This is a genomic window from Corynebacterium nasorum (assembly GCF_032821635.1).
Lineage (GTDB): Bacteria > Actinomycetota > Actinomycetes > Mycobacteriales > Mycobacteriaceae > Corynebacterium > Corynebacterium kefirresidentii.
The window spans coordinates 1-23692 of sequence record NZ_JAVBIE010000005.1 but is presented as its reverse complement, the minus strand read 5'-3'; the positions used below and the strand labels follow the sequence as shown (position 1 = coordinate 23692).

General features: G+C 60.6%; 21 protein-coding genes. 10 read left to right on the top strand and 11 right to left on the bottom strand.

Going from position 1 to position 23692, the window contains the following annotated elements; genetic code table 11:
• The first annotated feature begins 8 nt into the window (after window positions 1–8).
• Window positions 9–1478, top strand: a complete 1470-nt coding sequence (locus tag RAE07_RS05545) for a glycosyltransferase 87 family protein (RefSeq protein WP_248100068.1) — start codon at window positions 9–11, stop codon at window positions 1476–1478.
• A 35-nt stretch (window positions 1479–1513) separates the two neighbouring features.
• On the opposite strand, the gene RAE07_RS05540 is transcribed toward RAE07_RS05545, so the two are convergent.
• The 3 genes from RAE07_RS05540 to RAE07_RS05530 all read right to left on the bottom strand — a co-directional run bounded on the left by RAE07_RS05540 (window position 1514) and on the right by RAE07_RS05530 (window position 3933).
• Entirely contained in the window at window positions 1514–2650 is a 1137-nt protein-coding gene (locus RAE07_RS05540) for a glutamate--cysteine ligase (protein WP_317001486.1), read from the bottom strand.
• A gap of 180 nt (window positions 2651–2830) precedes the next feature.
• Window positions 2831–3634, bottom strand: coding sequence for a LytR C-terminal domain-containing protein (locus RAE07_RS05535; RefSeq protein ID WP_234288159.1), 804 nt, complete (start codon window positions 3632–3634; stop codon window positions 2831–2833).
• Between the two features lie 23 nt (window positions 3635–3657).
• Window positions 3658–3933: a DUF3263 domain-containing protein gene (locus tag RAE07_RS05530; protein ID WP_317001485.1), complete on the bottom strand. Its 276-nt coding sequence runs from the start codon at window positions 3931–3933 to the stop codon at window positions 3658–3660.
• Here RAE07_RS05530 and RAE07_RS05525 point away from each other — a divergent pair.
• The 4 genes from RAE07_RS05525 to cls all read left to right on the top strand — a co-directional run bounded on the left by RAE07_RS05525 (window position 3932) and on the right by cls (window position 7906).
• The gene (locus tag RAE07_RS05525; protein WP_023019968.1) at window positions 3932–4555 is read left to right on the top strand and encodes a peptide deformylase; all 624 of its coding nucleotides are present in this window, start codon (window positions 3932–3934) and stop codon (window positions 4553–4555) included. The two genes, RAE07_RS05530 and RAE07_RS05525, sit on opposite strands and share 2 nt — an antisense overlap.
• Window positions 4555–5544, top strand: a complete 990-nt coding sequence (locus RAE07_RS05520; protein ID WP_317001484.1) for an N-acetylglutamate synthase, CG3035 family — start codon at window positions 4555–4557, stop codon at window positions 5542–5544. Before RAE07_RS05525 ends, RAE07_RS05520 begins: the two co-directional genes overlap by 1 nt.
• A gap of 88 nt (window positions 5545–5632) precedes the next feature.
• Entirely contained in the window at window positions 5633–6442 is an 810-nt protein-coding gene (locus tag RAE07_RS05515) for an exodeoxyribonuclease III (protein ID WP_317001483.1), read from the top strand.
• Complete coding sequence (gene cls, locus RAE07_RS05510) at window positions 6443–7906, top strand: cardiolipin synthase (RefSeq protein ID WP_317001482.1); 1464 nt, start codon at window positions 6443–6445, stop codon at window positions 7904–7906.
• Window positions 7907–8037: 131 nt separating this feature from the next.
• Here the strand turns inward: cls and RAE07_RS05505 are convergent, their stop codons facing one another.
• Genes RAE07_RS05505 through RAE07_RS05495 form a run of 3 tightly spaced genes read right to left on the bottom strand, consistent with a single transcriptional unit; the run spans window position 8038 to window position 10331 of the window.
• Window positions 8038–8817, bottom strand: a complete 780-nt coding sequence (locus RAE07_RS05505) for an ABC-2 transporter permease family protein (RefSeq protein ID WP_317001481.1) — start codon at window positions 8815–8817, stop codon at window positions 8038–8040.
• Window positions 8818–8823: 6 nt separating this feature from the next.
• Window positions 8824–9807, bottom strand: coding sequence for an ABC transporter ATP-binding protein (locus RAE07_RS05500; protein WP_023019973.1), 984 nt, complete (start codon window positions 9805–9807; stop codon window positions 8824–8826).
• 29 nt (window positions 9808–9836) lie between these two features.
• Window positions 9837–10331, bottom strand: a complete 495-nt coding sequence (locus RAE07_RS05495) for an NUDIX domain-containing protein (RefSeq protein ID WP_023019974.1) — start codon at window positions 10329–10331, stop codon at window positions 9837–9839.
• 70 nt (window positions 10332–10401) lie between these two features.
• Here RAE07_RS05495 and RAE07_RS05490 point away from each other — a divergent pair, with 70 nt between their 5' ends.
• From RAE07_RS05490 to RAE07_RS05480, 3 genes are read left to right on the top strand one after another with little or no spacing between them, the layout of a single operon-like run.
• The gene (locus RAE07_RS05490) at window positions 10402–11847 is read left to right on the top strand and encodes a GlnX family signal transduction membrane protein (RefSeq protein ID WP_317001479.1); all 1446 of its coding nucleotides are present in this window, start codon (window positions 10402–10404) and stop codon (window positions 11845–11847) included.
• Window positions 11847–12860, top strand: a complete 1014-nt coding sequence (locus RAE07_RS05485; RefSeq protein WP_023019976.1) for a glutamate ABC transporter substrate-binding protein — start codon at window positions 11847–11849, stop codon at window positions 12858–12860. Before RAE07_RS05490 ends, RAE07_RS05485 begins: the two co-directional genes overlap by 1 nt.
• Window positions 12857–15430: a serine/threonine protein kinase gene (locus RAE07_RS05480; protein ID WP_317001478.1), complete on the top strand. Its 2574-nt coding sequence runs from the start codon at window positions 12857–12859 to the stop codon at window positions 15428–15430. Before RAE07_RS05485 ends, RAE07_RS05480 begins: the two co-directional genes overlap by 4 nt.
• Before the next feature lie 120 nt (window positions 15431–15550).
• On the opposite strand, the gene RAE07_RS05475 is transcribed toward RAE07_RS05480, so the two are convergent.
• Window positions 15551–16774: an acetate kinase gene (locus tag RAE07_RS05475; RefSeq protein WP_023019978.1), complete on the bottom strand. Its 1224-nt coding sequence runs from the start codon at window positions 16772–16774 to the stop codon at window positions 15551–15553.
• Window positions 16775–18136 (bottom strand): phosphate acetyltransferase, encoded by a 1362-nt coding sequence (gene pta / locus RAE07_RS05470; RefSeq protein ID WP_317001477.1) that lies wholly within the window; start codon window positions 18134–18136, stop codon window positions 16775–16777. It abuts the gene before it with no gap.
• A 228-nt stretch (window positions 18137–18364) separates the two neighbouring features.
• Here pta and RAE07_RS05465 point away from each other — a divergent pair, with 228 nt between their 5' ends.
• Together RAE07_RS05465 and RAE07_RS05460 are read left to right on the top strand one after the other, a co-directional pair.
• Window positions 18365–19726 carry an FAD-dependent oxidoreductase gene (locus RAE07_RS05465; protein WP_269953920.1) on the top strand — a complete coding sequence of 454 codons (1362 nt, stop codon included), beginning with the start codon at window positions 18365–18367 and terminating at the stop codon, window positions 19724–19726.
• Window positions 19727–19729: 3 nt separating this feature from the next.
• Window positions 19730–20236 (top strand): GNAT family N-acetyltransferase, encoded by a 507-nt coding sequence (locus RAE07_RS05460; RefSeq protein WP_317001476.1) that lies wholly within the window; start codon window positions 19730–19732, stop codon window positions 20234–20236.
• Window positions 20237–20259: 23 nt separating this feature from the next.
• Here RAE07_RS05460 and purT read toward each other — a convergent pair whose 3' ends face one another.
• The 3 genes from purT to RAE07_RS05445 form a co-directional block, all read right to left on the bottom strand.
• Window positions 20260–21612, bottom strand: a complete 1353-nt coding sequence (purT, locus tag RAE07_RS05455) for a formate-dependent phosphoribosylglycinamide formyltransferase (protein ID WP_317001474.1) — start codon at window positions 21610–21612, stop codon at window positions 20260–20262.
• Window positions 21613–21763: 151 nt separating this feature from the next.
• The gene (locus tag RAE07_RS05450) at window positions 21764–22597 is read right to left on the bottom strand and encodes a class F sortase (protein ID WP_248100049.1); all 834 of its coding nucleotides are present in this window, start codon (window positions 22595–22597) and stop codon (window positions 21764–21766) included.
• Window positions 22598–22752: 155 nt separating this feature from the next.
• The coding region (locus tag RAE07_RS05445) for a VaFE repeat-containing surface-anchored protein (protein WP_317001473.1) at window positions 22753–23692 on the bottom strand (940 nt) is incomplete at its 5' end.

Sequence of the window (23692 nt, the reverse complement as noted above, 5' to 3'; positions counted from 1 at the left end):
TTTTCACCGTGAAAAAGCTTTATGGGCTTCCCACTGTGGTGACTTTGCTCGCCGCCCTCATCGGCGTCATTGTCTATCGCTTCAGCATCTACGATGGCAATAGCGCCTTTGTGTGGCGCGTTCCGCTAGATCTGAAGATTTATTGGCTCGCCGGTGGTGAGGTAGCGCAGGGCGCAAACTTGTACGATAACGCCTATATTGGTGACCTGCCTTTTACCTATCCGCCCTTTTCCGGCACTCTTTTCACGTGGCTTTCCTCGCTTGCCGACGCCCCTTTGACACTCCTTTGGCAAGGCGGCACCGCCCTTGCCCTGTTTACGGTCATCATGCTGGTTCTGCGCGAGCGCGGGCTCAAGCTCTCCCCGGCAATGTGGTTATTGGGCATCTTGCTTTTGTGCTGCACCCCGGCAAATGAACCGGTACACGGCACTCTATTCTTTGGCCAGATCAACATCTTTTTGATGTTGCTGGTTGCTTTGGACCTCCTCCCGCGCAAGCGGGCCCTGCCGGGCATCGGCATCGGTTTGGCTGCGGGTATGAAACTTACCCCCGCTTATATGGGACTGGTTCTGCTCTTCCAAAAACGCTGGTGGCAGGCGATTATCGCCATCTTGACGTTCGCGGTAACCGTTGCCATTGGCTTTGTAACTATCCCGGATGCCGCCGAATTCTGGACCGATGCCATCTTTAAATCCTCCCGCGTGGGCGAGCACACTAACCCAGGAGCGCAGTCCATCCGCTCCGTGATGGTCCGCGCATGGGGCATCGACGGCGGCTGGGTATGGCTTGCCGCCGTGGTCGTGGTCTTTATTCTGACCTGCTTGGCGCTGCGTACCGCGATGAAGCACCGTAATAACTCGGCCGCGCTTGCGCTCGCCGGTATCAGTTCCTGCTTGGTCTCCCCCTTCTCCTGGTATCACCACTGGGTATGGACGGTGCCGTTGGCCGTCGTCGTACTGGTTTCCGTTAACCAGGCGCTGGGCAGGCGCTTGCACGGCTTCCTCGGCGCACAGTTCGCTGGTTTCGTATCCGTGCTGGCCATGTGTGCGGTAACCATGCCGTTCATTTCCGCCCCCGTGTGGCTATCTGCTGCGAGCCGTTCCCTCAACCACTGGGATCTGCAGCCCTGGGGCATGTTGGCCTTTACCGGCGCCGGCGTTATCTATATCGCCTTCTACGCGGTGTGGGGATTTATCCCTGGCACCCAACCGGCCAAGGAAACGACCGCCCCTGGTAGCCCCCAGCAGCCCGCTGCCGCGCAACCTGCTGCCACCACGACCGCGGCCCGTCCGGCGCATTCAGTGAACACCGAGTCTACGACCCGTGGTGGTCATTCACGGGCAGCGCGCACTATCAGCGATGAAACGGCAGAAATGCCCGCGGTGGGTCCCGAAACGCGCGCTTTCCCCGCGTCCCAGGACATCACCGATATCCCCGATACCCCGGCTTATGGGCGCCACTCGCGCTCCGAGGACTAAGCCCGAGGCGGCTACCGGCCCCCTGCCCTCCCGCTTTAGAGCGGGCGGAAGGTGCGCAGCTCGCGGCAGGTCTCCTCAACCACCTCGCGCCAGCTGCCAGTTTCTTTGAACAAGCGGCGCTGCCGCTCATAGCCGGCGCCGCCATCAATAATTTCGTGGATAAGCTGCAGCTCATTAAAGCATCTCAGCTCGCGGGCGATGGGGGCGAGTTCTTCCACCATCTGCGCTAGCTCGTCTTTGACCCAGGCTTCATCGGTCTCGCGGGAGGTAATTACCAGCGCATCCATGCCGTAGCGGGCGCCGCGCCACTTATTTTCTGCCACGTGCCAGGGCTGCAGGGTGGGAAGGGGTTCCGCGGCGTCGATAAGCCGGTCGTAGTAGACCACCAAGCAGTGAGTAAGCGCAACGATGGCGGAAAGCTCGCGCAGATTCGACGTCGCATCGCTCACGCGCACCTCCACCGTGCCCCACTTGGCGGCCGGCCGAATATCAAAGTGCATGGAGCCGGTGTGGTTGATAACGCCGGAAATCGCTTGGTCGCGCATATAGGACTGCCACTCGGCCCAATCGCGGAATTGATATGGCATGCCTGCGGTAGGCAGCTGCTGGTAGAGCATGGTGCGGTTGGAAGCATAGCCGGTATCCAGGCCCTCCCACCCCGGCGAGCACGCTGATAAGGCCAGCAAGTGGGGGTACTTGGTCATTAGCGCATTGATGATGGGCCACACGCGGTCCTCGTGGCTAATGCCCACGTGCACGTGCGTGCCCCAAAGCAACATCTGCTTGCCCCAGTACTGGGTGCGCGCGATGATTTCTTGATAGCTGGGTTTATCCGAAAGCGGATTCTCGCGGAAATCCGTAAATGGGTGCCCACCGGATGCCCAGACATCTACCCCCAGCTTATCGGCGGCTTCTTCCACCGCGTTCAGGGAATTTTTCAGGTCAGCGATTGCTTCCGGAACGGTGTGGCAAATGCCTGTAACTAGCTCCACCGTATTTTGGAGAAATTCCTTTTCCAGATGGATATCGGGATAGGTCGCATTGGCCAGATCGATAAGTTCCGCACCGCGCGGGACGAGGTCGCGCGTTTCGCGGTCCACGAGCGCTACCTCCCATTCCACACCTAGTGTTGGTTCGGGAGAGCGGGCGAATTGTTCTGCCGGGATCTTCACCCATTCAGCTTAACGGCTGACAGGTATTAAGACGTGAATTTTATTTAACCCATTCTCAGCGGCGGCCGTGCGGGTAGGCAATATCTCAGATCATAAAAGTCCAAGGGCATCCGGCCACAGAACAATAAAGTTTCTTTCTGGCCGGATGCCCTTGGACTTTAGGTCAGGTACGCAGCTAGCTTAGGCCTGCGGCACCGCTAGGGCGACAACGACGGCGCCGTCATCGGTTGCCTCCTTAGGCAGGTCGCGATTCATGGGCGCGATATCGGCCTGGTAGCGAGCGGCTACCTCTTTGGCCAGTGCTTCAGCGGAGGTATCGCCTTCCGGGTAGAAGACGGTGGTCTTCGGGACGGTAAGGACATCGCCAGGCAGGTTGCCCACGTAGCCCACCTTGAAGCCGCCGCCTTTGAGGGAATCGGCTTCCTTCTTGGCTTTGTCTACCTCACCGGAGTTATTGAGGACGCTGACCTTAATATCTTTGCGGTCGCGCGCGGCGGAGTGGGCGTTTTCCTCTCCTGCAGCGTCATTGCCCTGAGGCGCAGCAGCTTCGTCGGCAGCACCGGAAGCAGCCGAATCACGTGGGGCATCGCCCTTTCCTGGCGCCGGTGCAGGGGAAGGAGCGCTTGCGCCCTCGGAAGCGCCTGGGGCACCGGGGGCACGGGAACCTGCGGCATCGGGACCAGCGGAGCCTTCGGGTGCGGCACCAATGGTGGAACCGGTGGAGTTTTCTTGCTTGCTCTCGGAGGCCACGGTGGAATCATCGTCGCCCGAGGTTATGGAGTACAAAGCCCAGAGGCCGAGCATGACGGCCACCGCGATGAGGACCATCGCCAGGCCGCGCAGCGGGAGTCCGCCCTTTTTAGCGTGCGCGCCGCCACCAGCGGGGCGCTTAGCGGCACGGGAAGCGGACGCACCGGCAGCGGAGCCGGCGCGGGTTTCGTCGGGTACCTTGTCGGTCGAATTTTCCGGATTCACATTAGTCACATACGCAACACTAGTACCCAGAATTAACTAAAAGGGGTATTTCCCCGCGTGGCGCGCCGCGTGTTTTCTCTCTCCTCGCGCACGCGGCGCAGCCGGGCGACTAGGAGCGGGTGGGATTGGGCGGCCGCGGGGGCGTCGAGAAGCAGGTTAAGGCGCTGATGGTAGCGCACCGGGGAGATATCCAGTTGCGCGCGGATGGCCTCTTCCTTGCGGCCGATGCTGCGCGGCGCGGTTTCTTCAAAGTCCAAAATGGCGGCGTCTAGGTCAGACAAGGGGTTCATGCCTAAACTGTAAGGCATGACTATTCGCCCCATCGTTATCCACGGCGAGCCCGTGCTTCACAACCCCACCCAACCGGTGGAAGAATCCGAAATTTCCACCCCGGAAATGCAGCAACTCATCGCGGACATGTATGAAACCATGGATGCCGCCCATGGCGTGGGCCTAGCCGCAAACCAGGTAGGAATTGGCAAGCGCCTCTTTGTCTACCACTGCCCTGATACGGACGGACCCAATGGCACCGAGCTGCCGTCCGAAAAGGCAGGCATGCGCAAGGGCTGCGTTATTAACCCCGTGTTGGAGACCTCTGAAATTCCGGAGACCATGCCGGCTGACGACGGCTCCGATGACGAAGGCTGCCTCTCCGTTCCAGGCGAGGGCTTTCCCACCGGCCGCGCCGACTGGGCACGCGTGACCGGCAAGGACGAAAACGGCAACGACATCTCCGTCGAAGGCTATGGCTTCTTCGCCCGCTGCCTGCAGCACGAGACCGGCCACCTCGATGGCTTCCTGTACACCGATACCCTCATCGGCCGCTATAAGCGCCAGGCCAAAAAGGCCATCAAACGCAATGGGTGGACCGAGCCGGGTTATTCCTGGGTACCGGGCGAGGACGCCGATCCCTTCGGCCACGACGACTAATGTCACGTATCTTCCGCTCCGATGCCGTCCAGGTGGGCGAGCGCGTGGTGGCCCGGCGCGATTTCGGCGGCGTACATAGCGACGTCATCGGGCACGTACTGAGCCTCAATCCGCTGGTTATCCGCCCGCAGGAGGTCGGTGGTTTCCCCTCTGACCTGGATGCGGTAGAGATCCCGCCGGAACAGCTGAAGATTATCAAGAGGCTCTCCCCGCGCATGGTCCGCAATTCCGATATCCGCGCCGTGGAGGTTGCAGCGGCCGCGGCTTTCCCCGGCGGGGAACACGCCTGGACAAGCGATGGTTCCTGGCTCCTGCGCGCCGGCGACGGCGCTACCGGCAGCTCCAATTCGGCCGTGCCTTTGGGCCCTTCGGCCGGCTTTACCCCGGTGCCGATGGAAGAGATTAAGGACTTCTTCACTCGCCACGACCTGCCGGTGCGCCTATTGGTTCCAGAGCGCATTGGCAAACCCGCCGAGCGCCTGCTTGCCGACGCCGCGTGGGAAACCGAACCAGAAACGCTCGCTATGGTCTTGCGCGATCTGCCCGCGCTTGCCGAAGCCCCCTCTGCTTCCCCCACCTTCCATGTCGAAGACCATCCCGATGACCAGTGGCTGGAGATGTATCACTCCCGCAGCGGAACCCTTTCGCCTCAGGCACTGAAGCACCTGAGCGCCCCCATCGAGGGCACACTTGGCTTTGGCCGCCTAGCGCTCGAAGGCGTAACCGTCGCCATTGCCCGCGGTGCCATTAGCAAATCCGGCGATGGCACCGCGTGGCTGGGCCTTTCTAATGTGGAGGTAGCTGCGAACTCCCGCCGCCGCGGATTCGGCACCCTGCTAGGCCAGCACCTGCTGCGCTGGGGCCGCGATAATGGCGCGGAGCATGCCTACCTCACCGTTCCGGCTTCCAATACCGCAGGAGTGCGGCTGGCTGAGAAGCTCGGCTTCATCGAGCAACACCGCCGCGTCTACGCCCGCCTGCGGGGCTAGGCCCCGCGCAGCACCCTTTCGGGCTGGGTGGTGAGCCTTATGGGACTGCCCACTGACCTCGCTGCAGCGGGCAGGTACTGTATGTGGCATGCGCATCGCCACGTGGAATATTAACTCCGTTCGTACCCGCACACAGCGGGCGCTGGACCTTATCTCCAAGCACGATATCGACGTTTTGTGCCTGCAGGAAACTAAGGTAAAAGACGATAAGTTTCCACGCGAGCCCTTCGAGGAAGCGGGTCTGCACGTCACGTGCCACGGGCTCAACCAGTGGAACGGCGTGGCCATCGTGTCCACAGACGCGCCCGAGGAGGTCTTTGTAGGTTTCCCGGGACAACCCGGCTTTGCCAAAGATCCAGATAGGCCACAAGACCGTGAAGCACGAGCGCTAGGGGCCCGCATCCGTGGCGTAGAAATGTGGTCCCTCTACGTGCCCAACGGCCGCGAGATCACGGACCGCCACTATGACTACAAGCTGGACTTTCTCTATCACCTGGCGCACTATGCGGAAAATAATGCGCAGTCTAAACTTCTCTTGACCGGTGATTTCAATATTGCTCCGCGCGATGAAGACGTATGGGACATCGAAGCCTTCCGCGGCAAGACGCATGTCACCGAGCCAGAGCGCGCCGCATTCCAGATGCTGGAAGAGTCCGGGCTCGAGGAGGTCACCCGCCGGTTCACGGAGGACCAGCGCTATACCTACTTCGATTACAAGAGCATGCGCTTCCAAAAGAACGAAGGCATGCGCATCGATTTCCAGTTGGCCTCCGCCCCACTTGCCCAGCACGTAACGGGCGCACAGGTAGACTTGGTTGAGCGCGCCGGCGATAAAACTTCCGATCACTGCCCGCTTCTCGCAGATTTCGATCTGCCCGATTTCGATTCCGTGCGATAAATGTCTTGGTCGCTTGATCTCAGCTTCTGGCAGCTTTTATTCCTAATCCTGGATTACGGCATCAAGATTATTGCCGTTGGCTTCGTGCCCGAAGGCCGCCGCCCGTCCAGTTCCACCGCGTGGCTGCTGGCTATTTTGGTGCTGCCGTTTATCGGTCTGCCGCTGTTTTTGCTTATGGGCTCGCCGTATATCAACCGGCGCCGCCACCGCATCCAGCAGCAAGCAAATGAGAAGATTGAAAACGTCACGGCCCACACCCCTGACCACCCACAGGGCATACTTTCGGCAGAAACTGAGTCGGTCATCCGGCTCAACCGCGAGCTGACCGGATTCCCAGCGTTGGTGGGCCACAACCTGGGTCTGCACGCGGATTATGACGAGTCCATTCGCGCTATCGCCGCCGCCATTGACCGCGCCAAGAAGTACGTGTCCATCGAGATCTACATCCAGTCCTGGGACGAGGTCACGGACGTCTTCTTCGAGTCACTGCGCAGGGCTACCGCCCGCGGCGTGAAGGTGCGGCTACTGCTGGATCAGATCGGCAGTTTTAAGTACAAGGGCTATTTCAAGCTGGGCAAGCAGCTGACAGAGATAGGCGTGGACTGGCATCTCATGCTGCCCATTCAGATACACCAGGGCCGTTTCCGGCGTCCGGACCTGCGCAACCACCGCAAGCTGGTGATCATCGATGGCAAGGTGGGCTTTATCGGCTCGCTGAATATGATTAAGCGCCAGTACAAAACCAAAGACCGCTACTGGATCGACTACATGGTAGAGCTCTCCGGGCCGATTGTGACTTCCATGTCCGCGGTCTTCGCCGTGGATTGGTACCTAGAGGCAGACGAGAACCTTCCCCTCGATGAGCTGCCTTATGACGACGCCCAGACTGCCGACGCCAATCACCTCCAAATCATCCCCTCCGGACCTGGTTATACCACTGAGCCAAACCTGCGAATGTTCAACTCCCTGGTTCACCACGCCAAGGACCGGCTAGTTTTGTGCTCGCCCTACTTTGTCCCGGACGAATCCTTGCTGGAGGCCGTGACCACCGCTTGCTACCGCGGCGTGGATGTGGAGCTTTATGTATCGGCAAAGGCGGACCAGTTTATGGTCAACCATGCCCAGTCCTCCTACTACCAGGCCCTGCTAGAGGCAGGCGTACACATCTACCAATTCCCCTATCCCTTTGTGCTTCACTCCAAGTTCATTATTACCGACCCGGACGATCCCGGCCGCGATCCGCTGTGTATGTTCGGCTCCTCCAATATGGACCCGCGTTCCTTTGGTCTGAACTATGAGTCCACCATGCTGGTGGCCAAGGGAGACCTCATTGACCAGTTCAACCAACTCGTAGCCAATTACCGCGCCGTGTGTCACGAGCTAACTTTGGAGGAATGGAATGAGCGCGGCTTTATCCGCCGCTACGTGGATAATGTCATGCGACTTACCTCCGCGCTGCAGTAGAGCGAACACGGACCACCGCGGCTGCAGCGAAAACGGTCCGGAAACAAGACACCGCCCCGGCGGGCAGCGAATGAGCTGCCGGCCGAGGCGGTGAAGCGCCTAAGCAATGGGGGCTTAAGCGTTAGAGGTGTTTAGACGTCGCGCTTTTGCAGGACGATGACGCCGAGGACCCACAAAAGGAGAGACCAGGCAATAAATACCAGGCAAAATACCCAGTTATCTTTCCAGGGAGCATCAACCGGATCTATCTCCCACAGCCAAGACTGGAAAGACTTGAACGGCATAAAGTTGACCAGCTTGCTACCAAACTTGGGAAGGCCAGCCACAAGATTATCCACGCCGAGGAAGAGGATGAGACCAATGGCCACGGAACCAGCCGTCGAGCGCAATAACAGTCCGAGACCTTGGGAGAAAAGGACGAGCAGCGCGGCGGCTAGAGGATACTTCCACAGCTGCTTCTGCCCCATCTCATCGTCCCAAGGCTGGAATTGCGCGGCTACCTCATCGTGAGCAAAAAACTCGGTGAGTAGGTAGGCACCCACCACGGCCACAAAGGTCAATGCTGCGGCGATAACCGCGTACATGAGCAACTTGACCACAGCGACCGACCAGCGGCGTGGGGTGGCCATGAAAGTGATGGTCTGCGTACCAAAGCGGTACTCAGTGGTGACAATCATGATGGCTTGGATCATGAGTACAGGCAGGCCAAGGGAAAAAAGGAAAGTCACTGCGCCATCTGGGGTAATAATCCCCATGCCCAACTCTACATCCTCGGGGGTTTCCGCCGGTTGGGTAAGGCGAGCATTCAAGATGGCCCAACCCCAGACAAAGAAGAGGAAGATGAAGGTAGTCCACCAGAAGGAGCGGGTGGTGTGCAGCTTGGTCCATTCGGACTTCAAGGTATTCAGCATGGCGAATTAAACCTCCTGCTGGGTGGGTCGAGCGAACGGAGTGGCGGCGCCAGCGGTTCCGGGGGTGGGGGCGCCGGTGGAGCCGTGGTACTGGACGGCGTCGCCAGTAAGCTCCATGAAAGCATCCTCTAGGGAGGCGCTCTTGAGGCTTAGCTCATTAAGCGGCACACCGGTGGAGTACGCCAGCTGGCCCACGAAATCCGTGGTCTGGTTGGCAATCACCAAGCGGGGGCGGCCTTCCTCGTCAGTGGACTCGGTAAAGGAGATTCCCTCGGCGCGCAGAGCAGAGCCAAAGGCATCGAGATGATCGGAGCGCACCAACACGGAGGACTCCGAGTGGTCCTTCACAAAGTCATAGGTGGGCTGGTCCGCTACCAAGCGGCCCTTACCAATGACCACGAGGTGATCTGCGGTTTGGGACATCTCCGACAGCAGGTGGGAAGAAATCAAAATGGTGCGGCCCTCTTTGGCTAGGGCACGTACCAGCTGGCGCACCCAGCGAATGCCCTCCGGGTCAAGGCCGTTGACCGGCTCGTCCAAAATGAGGATGCCCGGGTCACCGAGCAGTGCGCCGGCGAGGCCCAAGCGCTGGCCCATGCCGAGGGAGAAGCCGCCGACTTTCTTACCGGCGACGTCGGAAAGCCCTACCAGCCCCAAGACCTCGTCAACGCGGGAAGTAGAAATGCCATTGGACTGTGCGATCCATTTCAGGTGATTAGCGGCGCTGCGGTTGCGGTGCACTGCCTTGGCATCGAGCAAGGCACCCACCTCACGCAGGGGCTGCTTGAGCTCGTGGTAGTGCTTGCCGTTAATGCGCGCCTTGCCGGCCGTAGGAGCATCCAAGCCGAGGATCATGCGCATGGTGGTGGATTTGCCCGCGCCATTGGGGCCTAGGAACCCGGTGACCATGCCGGGTTTTACCTGAAAGGTGAGATCATCAACGGCGCGGACAGACTTATATTGTTTAGTCAGTCCTTCTACTTCGATCATGGCACTAGAGTGCCATAAATCTGGCAACTTTACCTGTTCAATGCCTCCATACTCTCCCGCAGGGTGGGAAAGGAACGGCGGAAGGCAGCCAATAATGGGAGGGTCTCTACCTCGTCGAAAGGCACCCAACGCAGCTCATAGGACTCTTCATTAGCTGTAGTAGGAAGCGGAACACCGGTGCGCGTGCGCGCGAGCACGGTGGTATAGGTCCACTCCCCCGGTAGATCCCCCGCTGCGGGATAAGGCCCGGCCGTGACTTGCGCATCGAGTACCTCCACATCGTGGGGCGCAATCGCGCATTCTTCCTGAGTTTCGCGCAACGCGGCCTGGGTCGGCGTCTCCGTAAAATCACGGGCGCCACCCGGAATCCCCCATGTATCGCCGTGATTGGTCCACGCGGCACGGTGTTGGAGAAGCACCTTGCGCCCGGCAACAAGAAAGAGGCCAGCGGCACCGAATTTTCCCCAGACCCGAATGCCGCCAGGACCTGCCGCCCAGCCGTCTCCACTGTGAGGATTATGCATGCTGCCTATCCTAGCCACACACGCGGGTATATGGTGGCGCCCAGCACACTGCGGACGCTATTCTGAGTTAATGACCGAGCAGGCAGTCCGGGCAGAAGGCGTGCACAACGAGCACGCTCACCCGAGCGATCACTGGCTCGATGAGGTCACCGCGCCCACCGGCCCGGCCTTCAGCGGGCTCAGCAGCCGCGCCATGCAATGGTTCGCAGGCCCGGCGCGCCTGATGCGCCGCTTTTACTACTTTGCCTCCACCACCCCGGGCAAGCTTTTTACGGTCACGCTCATCCTCACCGTGGCCCTGGGCGCTGCCGGCTTATCGATGTCCCAATCTTCCGCCGCCCGCCACTCCGATTTGGACGAGCTGCTAAGCACTACCGAACCGATGTCGAATGCGGCGCACCACCTTTATAGTTCGCTTTCGGTGGCCGATACCGTGGCCACCACCGGCTTCGTACAGGCCGGTGTGGAATCAGAGCAAAATCGCGATAGCTATAACGAAGCTATTGATGCCGCTTCGGTGGCAGCCACCGAATCCGTGCTGGGTACCACACAGGAAGATGGCCGTGTGCGCGAGCTGGTGACCTTTATCCAGCGCGAGCTGCCCGTCTATACCGCGATGGTGGAAAAGGCCCGTTCTAATCACCGGGCGGGCAATGCGGTGGCCAATTCCTATATGTCCAATGCCTCGGCGCTCATGCGCGAGCATATCCTGCCGGCTGCCTCCGAGCTATTCCAGCTGACCACCGCCAAGGTGAATCAGCAACAACAAAAGCTCACCTCGCCGCAGTGGGTGCCGCTCTCCGGCCTCTTTGCCGCGCTCTTTTTCCTCGTTGTGGCCCAGTGGTGGCTGTGGCGCCAGACCCGCCGGCGTTTTAATCGTGGCTTTTTGACGGCCAGCGTGCTGCTCTTCCTGGCCATTTCTTGGGTAGCACTATCCAACCTCGCTACCTGGTCCACCGGCCACCAGGGCTTTGAGACAGCCTCGCGCCCATGGGATTCGCTGACGGCTTCGCGTATTGAGGCGCAGCAGGCGCGCACCTCTGAAACCCTGGCGCTGGTGCTGCGTTCCTCCGAGGAGGATACGATGGTGCGCTTTTCCAGCTCGATTAACTCCATCGAAATGGCCTTGCAGGATTATGAGGATGCCCTCAATGATGAGGACGTGGAGGTCACCGACCCCGAACTCATCCACAGCGCCCGGGCGGCCGCCGAGCAGTGGCGTGGCACCCACGATAAGCTCATGGGCGCGCTGAAAGACGGCGACTATGATGAAGCCATCTACCAGGCCACGGCCACCGAGCCCAAGGACGGTGAGATGACCACGGCGCGTTCCTATGACGAGCTCGACGCGGAGCTCTCCGATCTCATTAGTCAGGCGCGCGTCGCTATGCGCAGCTACCTGGAACGCGGCCTGACCGCCATGACCGCGGTGTCCTCGGCCGTATTCTTGCTGACCTTATGCGCCATTATCGCCGTGTGGCTGGGCATCCGTCCCCGATTGCAGGAGTACCTCTAATGCGCCGCCCACGCCTCGTCCTCGCTTCGCTTGCCTGCGTCTGCGCCGCGCTGCCTCTGGCTTCCTGCGATGTCCGCTCTACCCCGCCACTGGAGGCGCCCGCCGAGCAGGCCCTTGACGCAAAGCCGGGCCCGCCGCTGCCAGATGGGGCAAAGATTGAAAAGGCAGGAACCACCCCCGCGCACCGCGCCTCTGGTGAAGACATTAAAGGCAGCTACCGCCCAGATGACAAGAAAGCGAAAGAACGGGTGCCGGACATCGTCAAGCGCGGCCGGCTCATCGTGGGTGTGGACCGTTCCAATAACTTGCTGAGTTACCGCGACGCCGCCTCGGGTGAAGTACGCGGCTTCGAGGTAGATATCGCCCGCGAGGTTGCCCGCGATATTTTTGGTGATCCCAATAAGGTGGACTTCCGCTTCGTGGAATCCTCCAACCGAGTCGATGCCCTTAATTCCGGCGCGGTGGACATGATTGTGCGCACGATGACCATTAGCCCGGAGCGAGAGCGGGAGGTGGCCTTTTCCATCCCCTATATGCGTACCCAAACCCGCATGCTGGTGCTCAGCAAATCTGGCATCAAATCCATCAAGGACACCGCTGGGAAGACGCTGTGCGGTGTGGGCGAATCCACCGCACTCGATACCATCCGCGAGCACGCCCCCAAAGCCGATATCTTGGTCACCCGTTCCTGGGGCGATTGCCTCATGGCACTGCAGCTCAACCAGGCCGATGGCATCGTCGTCGATGATGCCCTGCTCTCCGGCATGGCCGCCCAGGATTCCTATACCTCTATCGTGGGCGAACCACTGGAAACCGAAAACTACGGCGTGGCCGTGCGCCTGCCCAGCAAGCAGCATGACACCCGCCCACTGCTGCGCCAAATAAATTCCACGCTAGAGCGCATACGCCGCGATGGCACGTGGTCTTCCCTTTTTGAGGAGTGGCTCGGTGCCTACTTAGAAGAGCCCACGCTGCCGGCCGGAAAGTATATCGAGGAGGAGGCTAAACCATGAGCCATAACCCGAACTTTAGCGATGATGAGCTCGAATACATCGAGCCGGAAAACCTTGATACCCAGCGTGCCTTCCGCCAGCCCACCAATGCCACCAATTCCGCGCAGGAGCCGGATGCGCTAGGCGATGCCCCCTCGGACGACGGCCCCGCCACCGCAGCCGTAGCTTTTGACCCGTTTGCGGACGAAGACGAGGAAGCAACCGCGGCGGTGGCCTTTGATCCCTTCGCTGACGAGGATGAAGCAGACGGTGATACCGGCACCTCCGCGGTAGCCTTCGATCCCTTCGCAGACGATGACGAGGATGGCGATGGTTCCATCGACCCGGACCATATCTCTAGCCTCTTGGCGGACCTAGACAATATCCGGGCTAAGCGCGAACAGCAGCGCGCCCAGCAGGCCCAGGAGGACTCCTCGCAGCGCTCGCGCCGCCGCGCACTCGATACCTTCCGCGAGCGCCGTGGCACCCACCGCACCGAGCGCCGCGTGGCCGATGGCATGGTGCGGCTGCCGTTTATCACCCCCTCCGAGCCGACCGACGCCCTGATCGACCCACACGAGGCATCCTCCGGTAAAAAGATCCCGCCACCGCAGTTACAGCCTGGTGACATGGTGGCCGGCCAATATGAAATCTTGGGCGTCATCGCCCATGGCGGCATGGGCTGGATTTACCTGGCCAATGACCACTTTGTTTCTGGAAGAGTGGTGGTCCTCAAAGGTATGCAGGCCCAAAAATCGGCCGATGAAACCGCCGCTGCGGTGGCAGAACGCGAGTTCCTCGCGGATATTACCCACCCGGGCATCGTCAAGATTTTCAACTTCATCGATGACCCCCGGGTACCCGGCGGCTTTATTGTCATGGAGTACGTCGGCGGGCCGTCGCTTAAAAACAGGCGGAAAAAGCAGACGGACAAGCTACTGCCGGTCGATATCGCAATCGCTTATATCCTGGAAGTCCTGCCCGCGCTGGAGTACCTGCATTCGCGCGGGGTGGTCTATAACGACTTAAAGCCCGATAACATCATCGTCACCGAGGACCAGGTCAAACTCATTGACTTGGGCGCGGTCTCCGGCATCGGCGCCTTTGGCTATATCTACGGCACCAAGGGTTATCAGGCCCCGGAAGTCGCCACCGAGGGGCCTTCCATCGCCAGCGATATCTACACCATCGGCCGTACCTTAGCCTCGCTGTGCCTCAAGCTTCCTACCGAAGACGGCGTTTATCTGCCAGGTATCCCCACCCCCACCGAGGAGCCGGAACTGCGCCGTTTCTTGTCCTTATACCGCCTGCTACAGCGCGCCACGGACCCGGATCCGGAGCGCCGCTTTACCTCCATCAAGGAGCTGCGCACCCAGCTCTACGGCGTGCTGCGCGAGGTCATTGCCATCCGCGACGGCCTGCAATATCCTTCCCAGCACTCGCTCTTTTCGCCGCAACGTACCACCTTTGGCACCAAGCACTTGGTCTTTCGCACCGACCAGCTTATTGACGGCATCGATCGCACCGTCCAGATCACCGCCCCCGAGGTAGTCTCCGCCCTGCCCACCCCGCTGCTAGACCGCGACGATGTGGGCGCCGGCCTGCTGCAGGGTGCTTCCTACGCGGAGCCACAAGAAGCCCTCGAAACCCTCCGCCAGGCCATGCAGACCCCCGAGTACGAGCACTCGGCCGAAATCCCACTCGGCGTGGTGCGCTCCATGATCGACCTGGGCTATACCGGCCAGGCGCGGCAGTGGCTCAGCTCCATCGAAGACCGCCTCGGCCGGGACTGGCGCTTCCAGTGGTATGCCGGCATCACGGAACTGCTCCTAGATGACTACCGCGACGCCCAGAAATACTTCTCCGCCGTCCTCGATCTCCTTCCGGGCGAGGCGGCACCCAAACTCGCCATCGCCGCCATCAACGAGCTCATCCTGCAGCAACTGGACTACAGCGAAATCTCGCTCATTGATCCCAGGGTGGCCCGGGCCTGTTCCAATATGCATTCCACCTTGGCCGATCTCCCCAACTCCGCCTTTGAGGGCCAGCCAGAAATCTGGAACCACGTCACTCAAGACCCCGCTGCCCTGCGGTTTAACTCCATGCGCCTCTACGGCATCGTGTGGTCCACCAACCCCACGACCGTGTCTTCCTCTTTTGGCCTCGCCCGCCAGCTGCGCTCCGAGGGAGAGGTGGAGGTCGCCGTCACCGTACTAGACAAGGTTCCTAATGCCTCGCGTCACTACCGCATGGCCCGCTTGACGACGATCCTTCAGCTCATCGTCCACGATCTCTCCGAGTCCCGCATCCGCCGCGCTGCCCGACGCCTCGAAGAGGTCCCCACCAACGAGCCGCGCTTCCTCCAGATCAAGATCGCCGTCATCTCCGCCGGCCTTAACTTCCTGCGCAACGCCGATCTTTCCCATGCTGCCTCCCCCAACGATCTTTTCGAGTACGCCTTCACCCAACGCGGCCTGCGCACCGGCCTGTCCGAGACCCTTCGCGCCCTCGCCCGCCAGGCACCGTTTAGCCGCCACCGCTACGCCCTCGTGGACCTTGCCAACCAGGTCCGCCCCGTGACCACCTTCTAGCTTGCGTTCTTTCATCTACTCGCACAGCGCAGAAAACAAAAGAAGGGGCGTGCGGTCTTCTTTACCGCACGCCCCCTTGTTCACTGCTCGGCCGCTTTCGCTGGCCGGGGAGGAACCTTTCTATTTGTAAAGCCCAGCCTCACGCGCCATAGCGGCGATTTCGGCAGACTTCTGCGCGATAGCCAGCTCCTCATTGGTCGGAACGACAAAGACCTTAACCGGGGAATCCTCAGTGGAAATCATGCGCGGCTGATCGGAGCGGACCAAGTTGCGCTCCTTATCAAAGTGGATGCCGTACATATCCAGGTTGTACAGGGAGTCCTGGCGCACCTCGGTATCGTTTTCACCCACACCGGCGGTAAAGGTGATGGCGTCAACGCGGCCCAGGGAAATCATGTAGGAACCGATGAAGCGGCGCAGCTGGTGGATGTAGATATTGTAGGCCAGCCACGCGTCCTGGTCCTCGTTGTCGATGCGCTCGCGCAGCGTACGGAAGTCATTGACACCAGAGATGCCCTTGACACCGGACTGCTTATTGAGCAGGTTGTCAATCTCATCCACGCTCATGCCCGCTTGGCGGACAAGGTGGAAAATGATGCCTGGGTCAATATCGCCAGAACGGGTACCCATGGCCAAACCGGCCAGCGGGGTCAGGCCCATCGAGGTATCAATGGCGCGGCCGTTGCGGATGGCTGCAGCGGAGGCACCGTTGCCCAGGTGAAGGGTGATCTGGTGGGTGTGCATCGGATCGCGGCCCAGCAGGCCTGGAACCTGCTGAGAGACGAACTCGTGGGAGGTGCCGTGGAAGCCGTAGCGGCGAATATCGTACTTGGATGCCACCTCATTATTGATGGCATACAGCGCGGCTGCCGGCGGCAGGGTGTTGAAGAAGGCGGTATCGAAGACGGCAACGTGCGGGATATCCGGCAGCATCTTGCGAGCCACGCGGATGCCGTCCAAGTTAGCCGGGTTGTGCAGTGGAGCCAGCGGGATGAGGTCCTCAATCATGGACTCGATCTGGTCCACGATGAGCTGCGGCTCGGAGAAGAGGCGTCCGCCGTGGACGACACGGTGGCCAACGGCGATGACATCCACGTCGGTCGGGCCCACGTTGTGCTCACTCATGATGGCAAAAGCGCGCTCAAGGCCGAAGGAGTGAGTAGGAATTTCCAGCTCTTCCTTGTACTTCTCGCCACCGGTCTTCACGGTGACAGCGCCGAGGGGCTCGCCAACCTGCTCGACCAAACCAGAAACCAACGGGGTATCCGTGGCGCCGGATTCGGGATCGACCAGCTGGAATTTAACGGAGGAAGAACCTGAGTTAAGGACCAGAACGTATGACATTTATTTCTCTCCAGCCTGAATAGCGGTGATTGCAACGGTGTTGATGATGTCCGGAACGGTCGCACCACGCGACAAATCGTTAACCGGCTTGTTCAGGCCCTGCAGAATCGGGCCCACGGCGAGCGCGCCGCCGGTGCGCTGTGCCGTCTTGTAGCCAATATTGCCGGCCTCCAAGTCCGGGAAGACGAAAACATTTGCCTGTCCGGCAACCTCAGAATTCGGCATCTTCTTCGCAGCAACGCCTGGATCGCAGGCGGCATCGAACTGCAGCGGACCATCCACCTTGACGGAGGAATCCAGCTTCTTGGCGGCCTCTACGGCGGCCACGGCGCGCTCGACGTCCGGGCCGGAACCGGAAGTACCGGAGGAGTAGGACAGCATGGCCACGCGCGGGTCGATGCCGAACTGGGAAGCGGTCTGTGCGGAGACAATCGCGATCTCACCCAGCTGCTCGGCGGTGGGGTTCGGGTTGACGGCGCAGTCACCAAAGGCCCACAGGCGGCCGCGCATGACCATCAGGAAGATGGAGGAGACGACGGAAGCATTCGGCTTGGTCTTGATGATCTGGAAGGAAGGCTTGATGGTGTGGGCGGTGGTGTGAGCAGCGCCGGAGACCATGCCATCGGCCAAGCCCTTGTGGACCATCATGGTGGCGAAGTAGGAGATATCCTGCATCGTCTCGCGCGCCTGCTCGAGGGTGACACCCTTCTTCTTGCGCAGCTCGGCAAAGTCGGCGGCGAACTCCTCTGCCAGCGGGGACTCGAGGTGGTTGATGATCTCGGCACCAGCCAGGTCGAGCTTGAGCTCTTCGGCGCGGGCCTTGATATCGGCCTCATTGCCCAGAATGGTCAGCTTGGCAACCTTATCGCGCAGCAGCACATGAGCGGCTTCGAGGATGCGGTCATCGTCGCCCTCTGGCAGAACGATGTGCGAACCGGCGGCGCGGGCCTGATCAATAAGCTGCTTCTGGAAGAGGTCTGCGGACATGACCGGGGAGACGTCGCCAAGCGCAGCAAGTGCGCCCGGAACCGCTTCCAGGTCGGTGAAGATGCCAGCAACGGTGGCACCCAAGGATTCCGCATTGTGCTGTGCCAGCTCGCCGGTGCGTTGCGGGGCGCCGGAAATGATGGCCAGCGGCAGGCCAAGGGCGGCAGCTACTTCGGCATCGAAGGCGATATCGCCGGTGCCCTGCGCCACGATGTTCTCAGCGGCGGGAGCCTCAGCAAGTACGGCGGCGACGGTGGCATCGAAGTCTTCGAGGCGGATGAGCTCCGCGCCTAGGTCTTTAGCCAAGGCGGGCACATCGAGGCCATCGAAGCCACGGCCGATAGCGCTAATAACTGCGGAATGAGATGCAGACATGCAATTTACCTTTCAGTCACGGTCACTTGAACACAATTAACGCGTGTCATAACTTCATGTCAGCCATCACAGTTATTAACACGCGGTGACTATTCCACTGTACGCGATTTACCCCCTCCTATGCCCCATCGTGACCGCCCTAAACTGGGGTTAGTAATGCTGTGGTTTTTATCGCATAGTGACCGCGTAGAATATGCAGCACAACGAAAGAAAGGACACCCTAAGCACATGACTAACCCAGCGCGCGTCGCCGTGGTCGGCTCCGGCCCGGCAGGCATTTACGCCTCTGACCTTCTAGTGAAATCCGACCTCGATGTGCAGATCGATCTTTTTGAAAAGATGCCGACGCCGTTCGGTTTGATCCGCTACGGCGTGGCACCGGATCACCCGCGTATTAAGGGCATCGTGCAGTCCCTGCACAACGTTATGGAAAAGGAAGAGATCCGCTTCCTGGGCAATATTGAGGTGGGCAAGGACATCACCGTCGAGGAGATGCGCGAATATTACGACGCCATCATCTTCGCCACCGGTGCTACCGCCGATAAGCGCATGGGCATCCCGGGCGAGGACCTCAAGGGCAACCATGGCGCCGGCGAATTCGTGGGCTTTTATGACGGCAACCCCAATTTCGAACGCGATTGGGATCTCTCTGCAGAATCTGTCGCCGTAGTTGGTGTGGGCAATGTCTCCCTCGACGTCTCCCGTATCCTGGCCAAGACCGCCGACGAGCTGCTTGTTACCGAGATCCCGGATAACGTCTACGCAGCACTCAAGAAAAACCGTGCCAAGGAGGTCCACGTCTTCGGCCGCCGCGGCCCGGCACAGGCCAAGTACACGCCGAAGGAGCTCAAGGAGCTAGACGAGTCCCCGACCATCGAGGTCATTGTCAACCCCGAGGACATCGAGTATGACGCCGCCTCTGAGGAGGCACGCCGCGCCGCCAAATCCACAGACCTGGTGTGCCAGACGCTGGAGTCCTACGCCATGCGCGAGCCGGGCGATGCCCCGCACAAGCTCTACATCCACTTCTTTGAGTCCCCGGTAGAGGTGCTGGGTGAGGACGGGCACGTTACCGCGATCAAGACCGAGCGCACTGAGCTCAACGGTGATGGCACCGTAACCGGTACCGGCAAGTACACCGAGTGGCCGGTCCAGGCAGTCTACCGCGCCGTGGGCTACTACCCTCAGTCCGTCGATGGCGTGCCTTTCGACGAGACCAAGGCCACCATGCCAAACGACGGCGGCCATGTGCTGGCCAATGTCGACGGCGAAAAGCTGCCCGGCCTCTACACCACCGGTTGGATTAAGCGCGGCCCGGTGGGCCTGATTGGCAATACCAAGTCCGATGCCAAGGACACCACAACCATGCTCATCGCCGATTACAAGGCCGGCGACTTGGAGCCTGCCACCAAGCGCGACCCGCAGGACATCCTAGACTTCCTGGCCTCCCGCGATATCGCCGTGACCACCTGGGAAGGCTGGCACCGCCTGGATGCCGCTGAGCGCGCCGCCGGTGAACCGCACGGCCGCGAGCGCATCAAGATCGTCGAGTGGGACGAAATGGTCAAGCACGCCGGTCCGCAGGCCTAGACCTTGCCGCATTTCATTTCCGCCGCGCCCTTGGGCCAACTGGCAGCCTTGGACGTCCACCAGCTCTACAAGCTGCGGGTAGACGTCTTTGTGCACGAGCAGCGCAGCCCGTACGCCGAGATTGACTCAACCGACGCCGACCCCCAGACCGTGCACCTACTGGCCTGGGACGCGGAAACCCACGAGCTGCTCGGCACGGCCCGCGTCTTTCCGGCTGCGCCTGCCGACGACGCCGCGCTTTCCGACGCCACGCCTACCAACGCCCCGACCACCGGCGCACAAATCGGCCGCTTCGCGCTCACGCCGGCCGCACGCGGCACGGGGCTCGGCCGCGAGCTACTCCAGGCGGCCATAGACCTTGGCGAGCGCATGCGCCCAGGCCAGCCGCTCTATCTGGAGGCGCAGGCCGGCCTAGTGGACTATTACGCTTCCTTCGGCTTCACGCCGACTGGAGAGCCATTCGACGACGAGGGAGTCCCCCACCAGCCGATGCTGCGCCCCGCCGGCTAGCCGCATAGCCAGCTAGCCGGCTACTAGTCGGCGTCGGCCACGCCGGAGGCGAGCTTCGGGTCGAGCTCCACGCCGCCCTCGTACTCCACGACCTCAATATCGGGAACATTCTCGGTTTCTGGATCGATGCCGCGGGCGCCGTCTTGCGCCAGCAGGCCCGGCGTGGAGGTCACCTCGATCTTGTGTGCCGCTAGTGCTGCGCGGTCGCGCGCTTCTTCCACATTTTCTGCAGTAGAAGAGACCAAACCCATGCGGCGGCCCTTGTAGGCCCCCGGCTTGCCAAAGAGCTTCACGTCCGTCTCCGCATAGCTGAGGGCCGCGGCGACGCCGGTATAGGCCACCTCATTCGGCTCCTCGTCCGCGTGGATGACCACGCTGGCACCCGGGGTGACCAGGGTGGCGTCAATGGGGAAGCCCAAAATCGCGCGCGCATGCAGGTCAAACTCGGAAAAGCGCTGGGTATAGCAGGTCAGCATCGCCGTATCCGCGGGACGGGGGGACACGGAGGAAAAGTACACGTCATCGCCCGCAACGAAGAGCTCCACGCAGTACACGCCGCGCCCGCCCAGCTCATTGGAGATGCGCGCGGCCACCGAGCGGGCATTTTCCAGCGCAATCTCGCTCATGCCGGTCGGCTGCCACTCCTCCACGAGGTCACCGCGCTCATGGCGGTGACCAATGGGCTCGCTAAACCACGTGGCCAACTTGCCCGTGGCCGGGTCGATGGACCGGATGGCCAATAGGGTGACTTCCAAGTCAAAATCTACGAAGCGCTCGGCCACTACACGCTGCGAGTCCGAGGACACCCGCCGCACGGTCTCCCAGGCCACCCGTACATCGTCCTCCTCGCGGGCAATCATGTGGCCCTTACCGGAGGTGGACACATCCGGCTTAATAATGCACGGAAAGCCCAGCTCCCCGACTGCTTCTTCCAGCTCCTCCACAGAGCTGGCAAAGCGGTATGCCGAAACCGGCAGCCCGATATTCTCCGCCACCTCGCGCACGCACTGGCGATCTTGCGTCATGGCGCAGGCACGAGCGGAAGGCACCACGATGGCGTCGCTATGCGCTTCCATCTCCTCCAGGGCTTCTACCGCAACGGTTTCTACCTCTGGAACCACAAAGTGCGGCTGAATCTCCTGTGCCAGCTGCAGGATGCGCCCGGTGTCCTTAATATCGGCGACGTAGCTATACTGCGCCACCTGGTGCGCCGGCGCGCCCGCATACGAGTCCACCGCGTGGACCTCCAAGCCCAGGTTCTGGAAGGACATGGCCAGCTGCTTGCCCAGCTCGCCCGAGCCCAGCAGCAATACCTTGGTGGCATTGCTGGTCAGCGGCGTGCCAATATGACCGGCGATCTCGCCTGGATTATCCATGAAAATGCTCCTTCTAAGCCGCAGGCAGCGGCGTTTACTGCCCTAAATTATTTCATATTTAGGCCCCAACCCCACCACCTACATGCCAGGTAAGCCGGATAAGCAAAGGTGCCCTGTGGGCAATTCCACAGGGCACCTGAAACATTTCCGCCTAGGCTGCAGGAGCCTCAGCCGGCGCCTCCCCGGCCGGTTGCTCGGCGGGCTGCTCTGGCTCGCCTACCGGCTCCGCCACGGTAATGATGTTGTCCTCATAACCCAGCGCGCCGCCAACAAACTGGCCGCCGCAGGTAATAAGAACCAGGCGATTCTCGCCTTCCTTATCGTTGACCACATCCGGGAATCCGGAACCCTTGGGCAGACGATACGGCGCTTCGGTCACGCGGAAAGTGCGCTCTTGGCCGTCGATGACCACGGTAAATTCCTGGTCCTTCTTCAGCTTGGTGAACTTCTCCGCATAACCAGTGCCCTGGCCCTGGTAGTTAATGTGGCCGGTAATCACACTCGAGCCCACATTGCCCGGCTCACCCGGTACTGCGGAGGCGGAATACCAACCCACGCGGGTGACGTCGTGTGGCGGAAGCAGCACGCCCTGGTCCGTGACCTGTACGGGATCCACGGCCGCGTACTCGCCATCAATCCCTACGGACATTCCCTCAAAGCCCTTGAACTCACCAGGCGCGGCTTCGTACTCGTGCTCCTGCTGGCCCGAATCATCCACGAAAGCATCAGACTTCGGTCCAGATTCCTCCGGTGCGCTCTCGCTGGCCACCGTCTCCGGCGCCGAGCCAGCCTCATCCTCATCATCGCGCGCCAAATACAGCACTACCTGCAACAAGATCAACGCCACAACAATGATGGCCGCGATAATAGCGATCAGCTTGCCACGGCCCATGCCCCGCTTGCCGACGCCCCCTTCTTCCCCACTCGCCGGATACTGCGAAGCGCCGTTTTCCTCCGGCTGCTCTGGCTCCCTGTGCTTTCCCATAGCTAGCTTCCTTCACTTCCTCGATTTGTCTACCCTGTGCAGGTTATATGCAAATCCCCTCCAGCGTGTGCAATCACACCCTGGAGGGGATTTTTGGTGTTTAAGTCTCAGCCCCAGTGGGGCGACCCGCAGGCCGCCTCACCGATGCTCAGGGATTACTTGATGTAATCCTGCATACCCGGCTCAAGCTCGGTTGCGCCGGACGGTACGGACTTAATCTCAACGCGGTCAGCGTTGGATGGCAGTGCGTTACCAGTCTCTTCAGGTTGCTGACCCTGGACCTCGATGCCGTGGCCGTGTCCATTGTCAGAGTTGCCGCCCTTAGGAGCGTCCTGGCCCTTGACCTCGTGACCATTGCCGCCATTGTGGCCGTCGGTGTGCTTACCGTTGCCACCATCATGGTTACCGGTGTTGTCACCGTGGCCACCGTTGTGGTTGCCATGATCCTTGTGGTCGAAGTGATCCTTGATGATCTTGCCCAAGCCGATGCCCGGAATCAGGATGAGCCACCACGGAATCTTGCCCTTGGAGGAACCGCCTGGCGTGTCCTGATCGTGGACCTCGTGAGAGGTCACAGTCTGATCCTTATCGTTGATGTCCTTGTGCTCAGCGATGTGGTTCGGCTTCTCCGAAGTAGCATCCGGAGTCTCCTTGCCATTCTTATCAACCTCGACAGAGGTCAACTCCTCAAAGGCAACCGCAGCCTCAACCGGCTCCGTCACATCATCATTAACAGTGATCTCAACCTCAACCTTGCCGTTAGAAGCCTCCGGCTTGAAGGTCTTCTCACCGGTACCCAGAACAGACTCGCCGTCCTCCTTGCTAATCAGCTCAGCCTTCAGGGTGTATTCCCTACCCGGAACCAGACCCTCATAGGAAACCTCATCAACAACCTTGGCACCAGCAACAACCTCGTGGGAACCATCAGCGAAGTCAGCATTAGTGGAAATCTTCGGGGTCTTCTCAGAACCCTCAGAGGTCACAGTCTGATCCTTATCGTTGATGTCCTTGTGCTCAGCGATGTGGTTCGGCTTCTCCGAAGTAGCATCCGGAGTCTCCTTGCCATTCTTATCAACCTCGACAGAGGTCAACTCC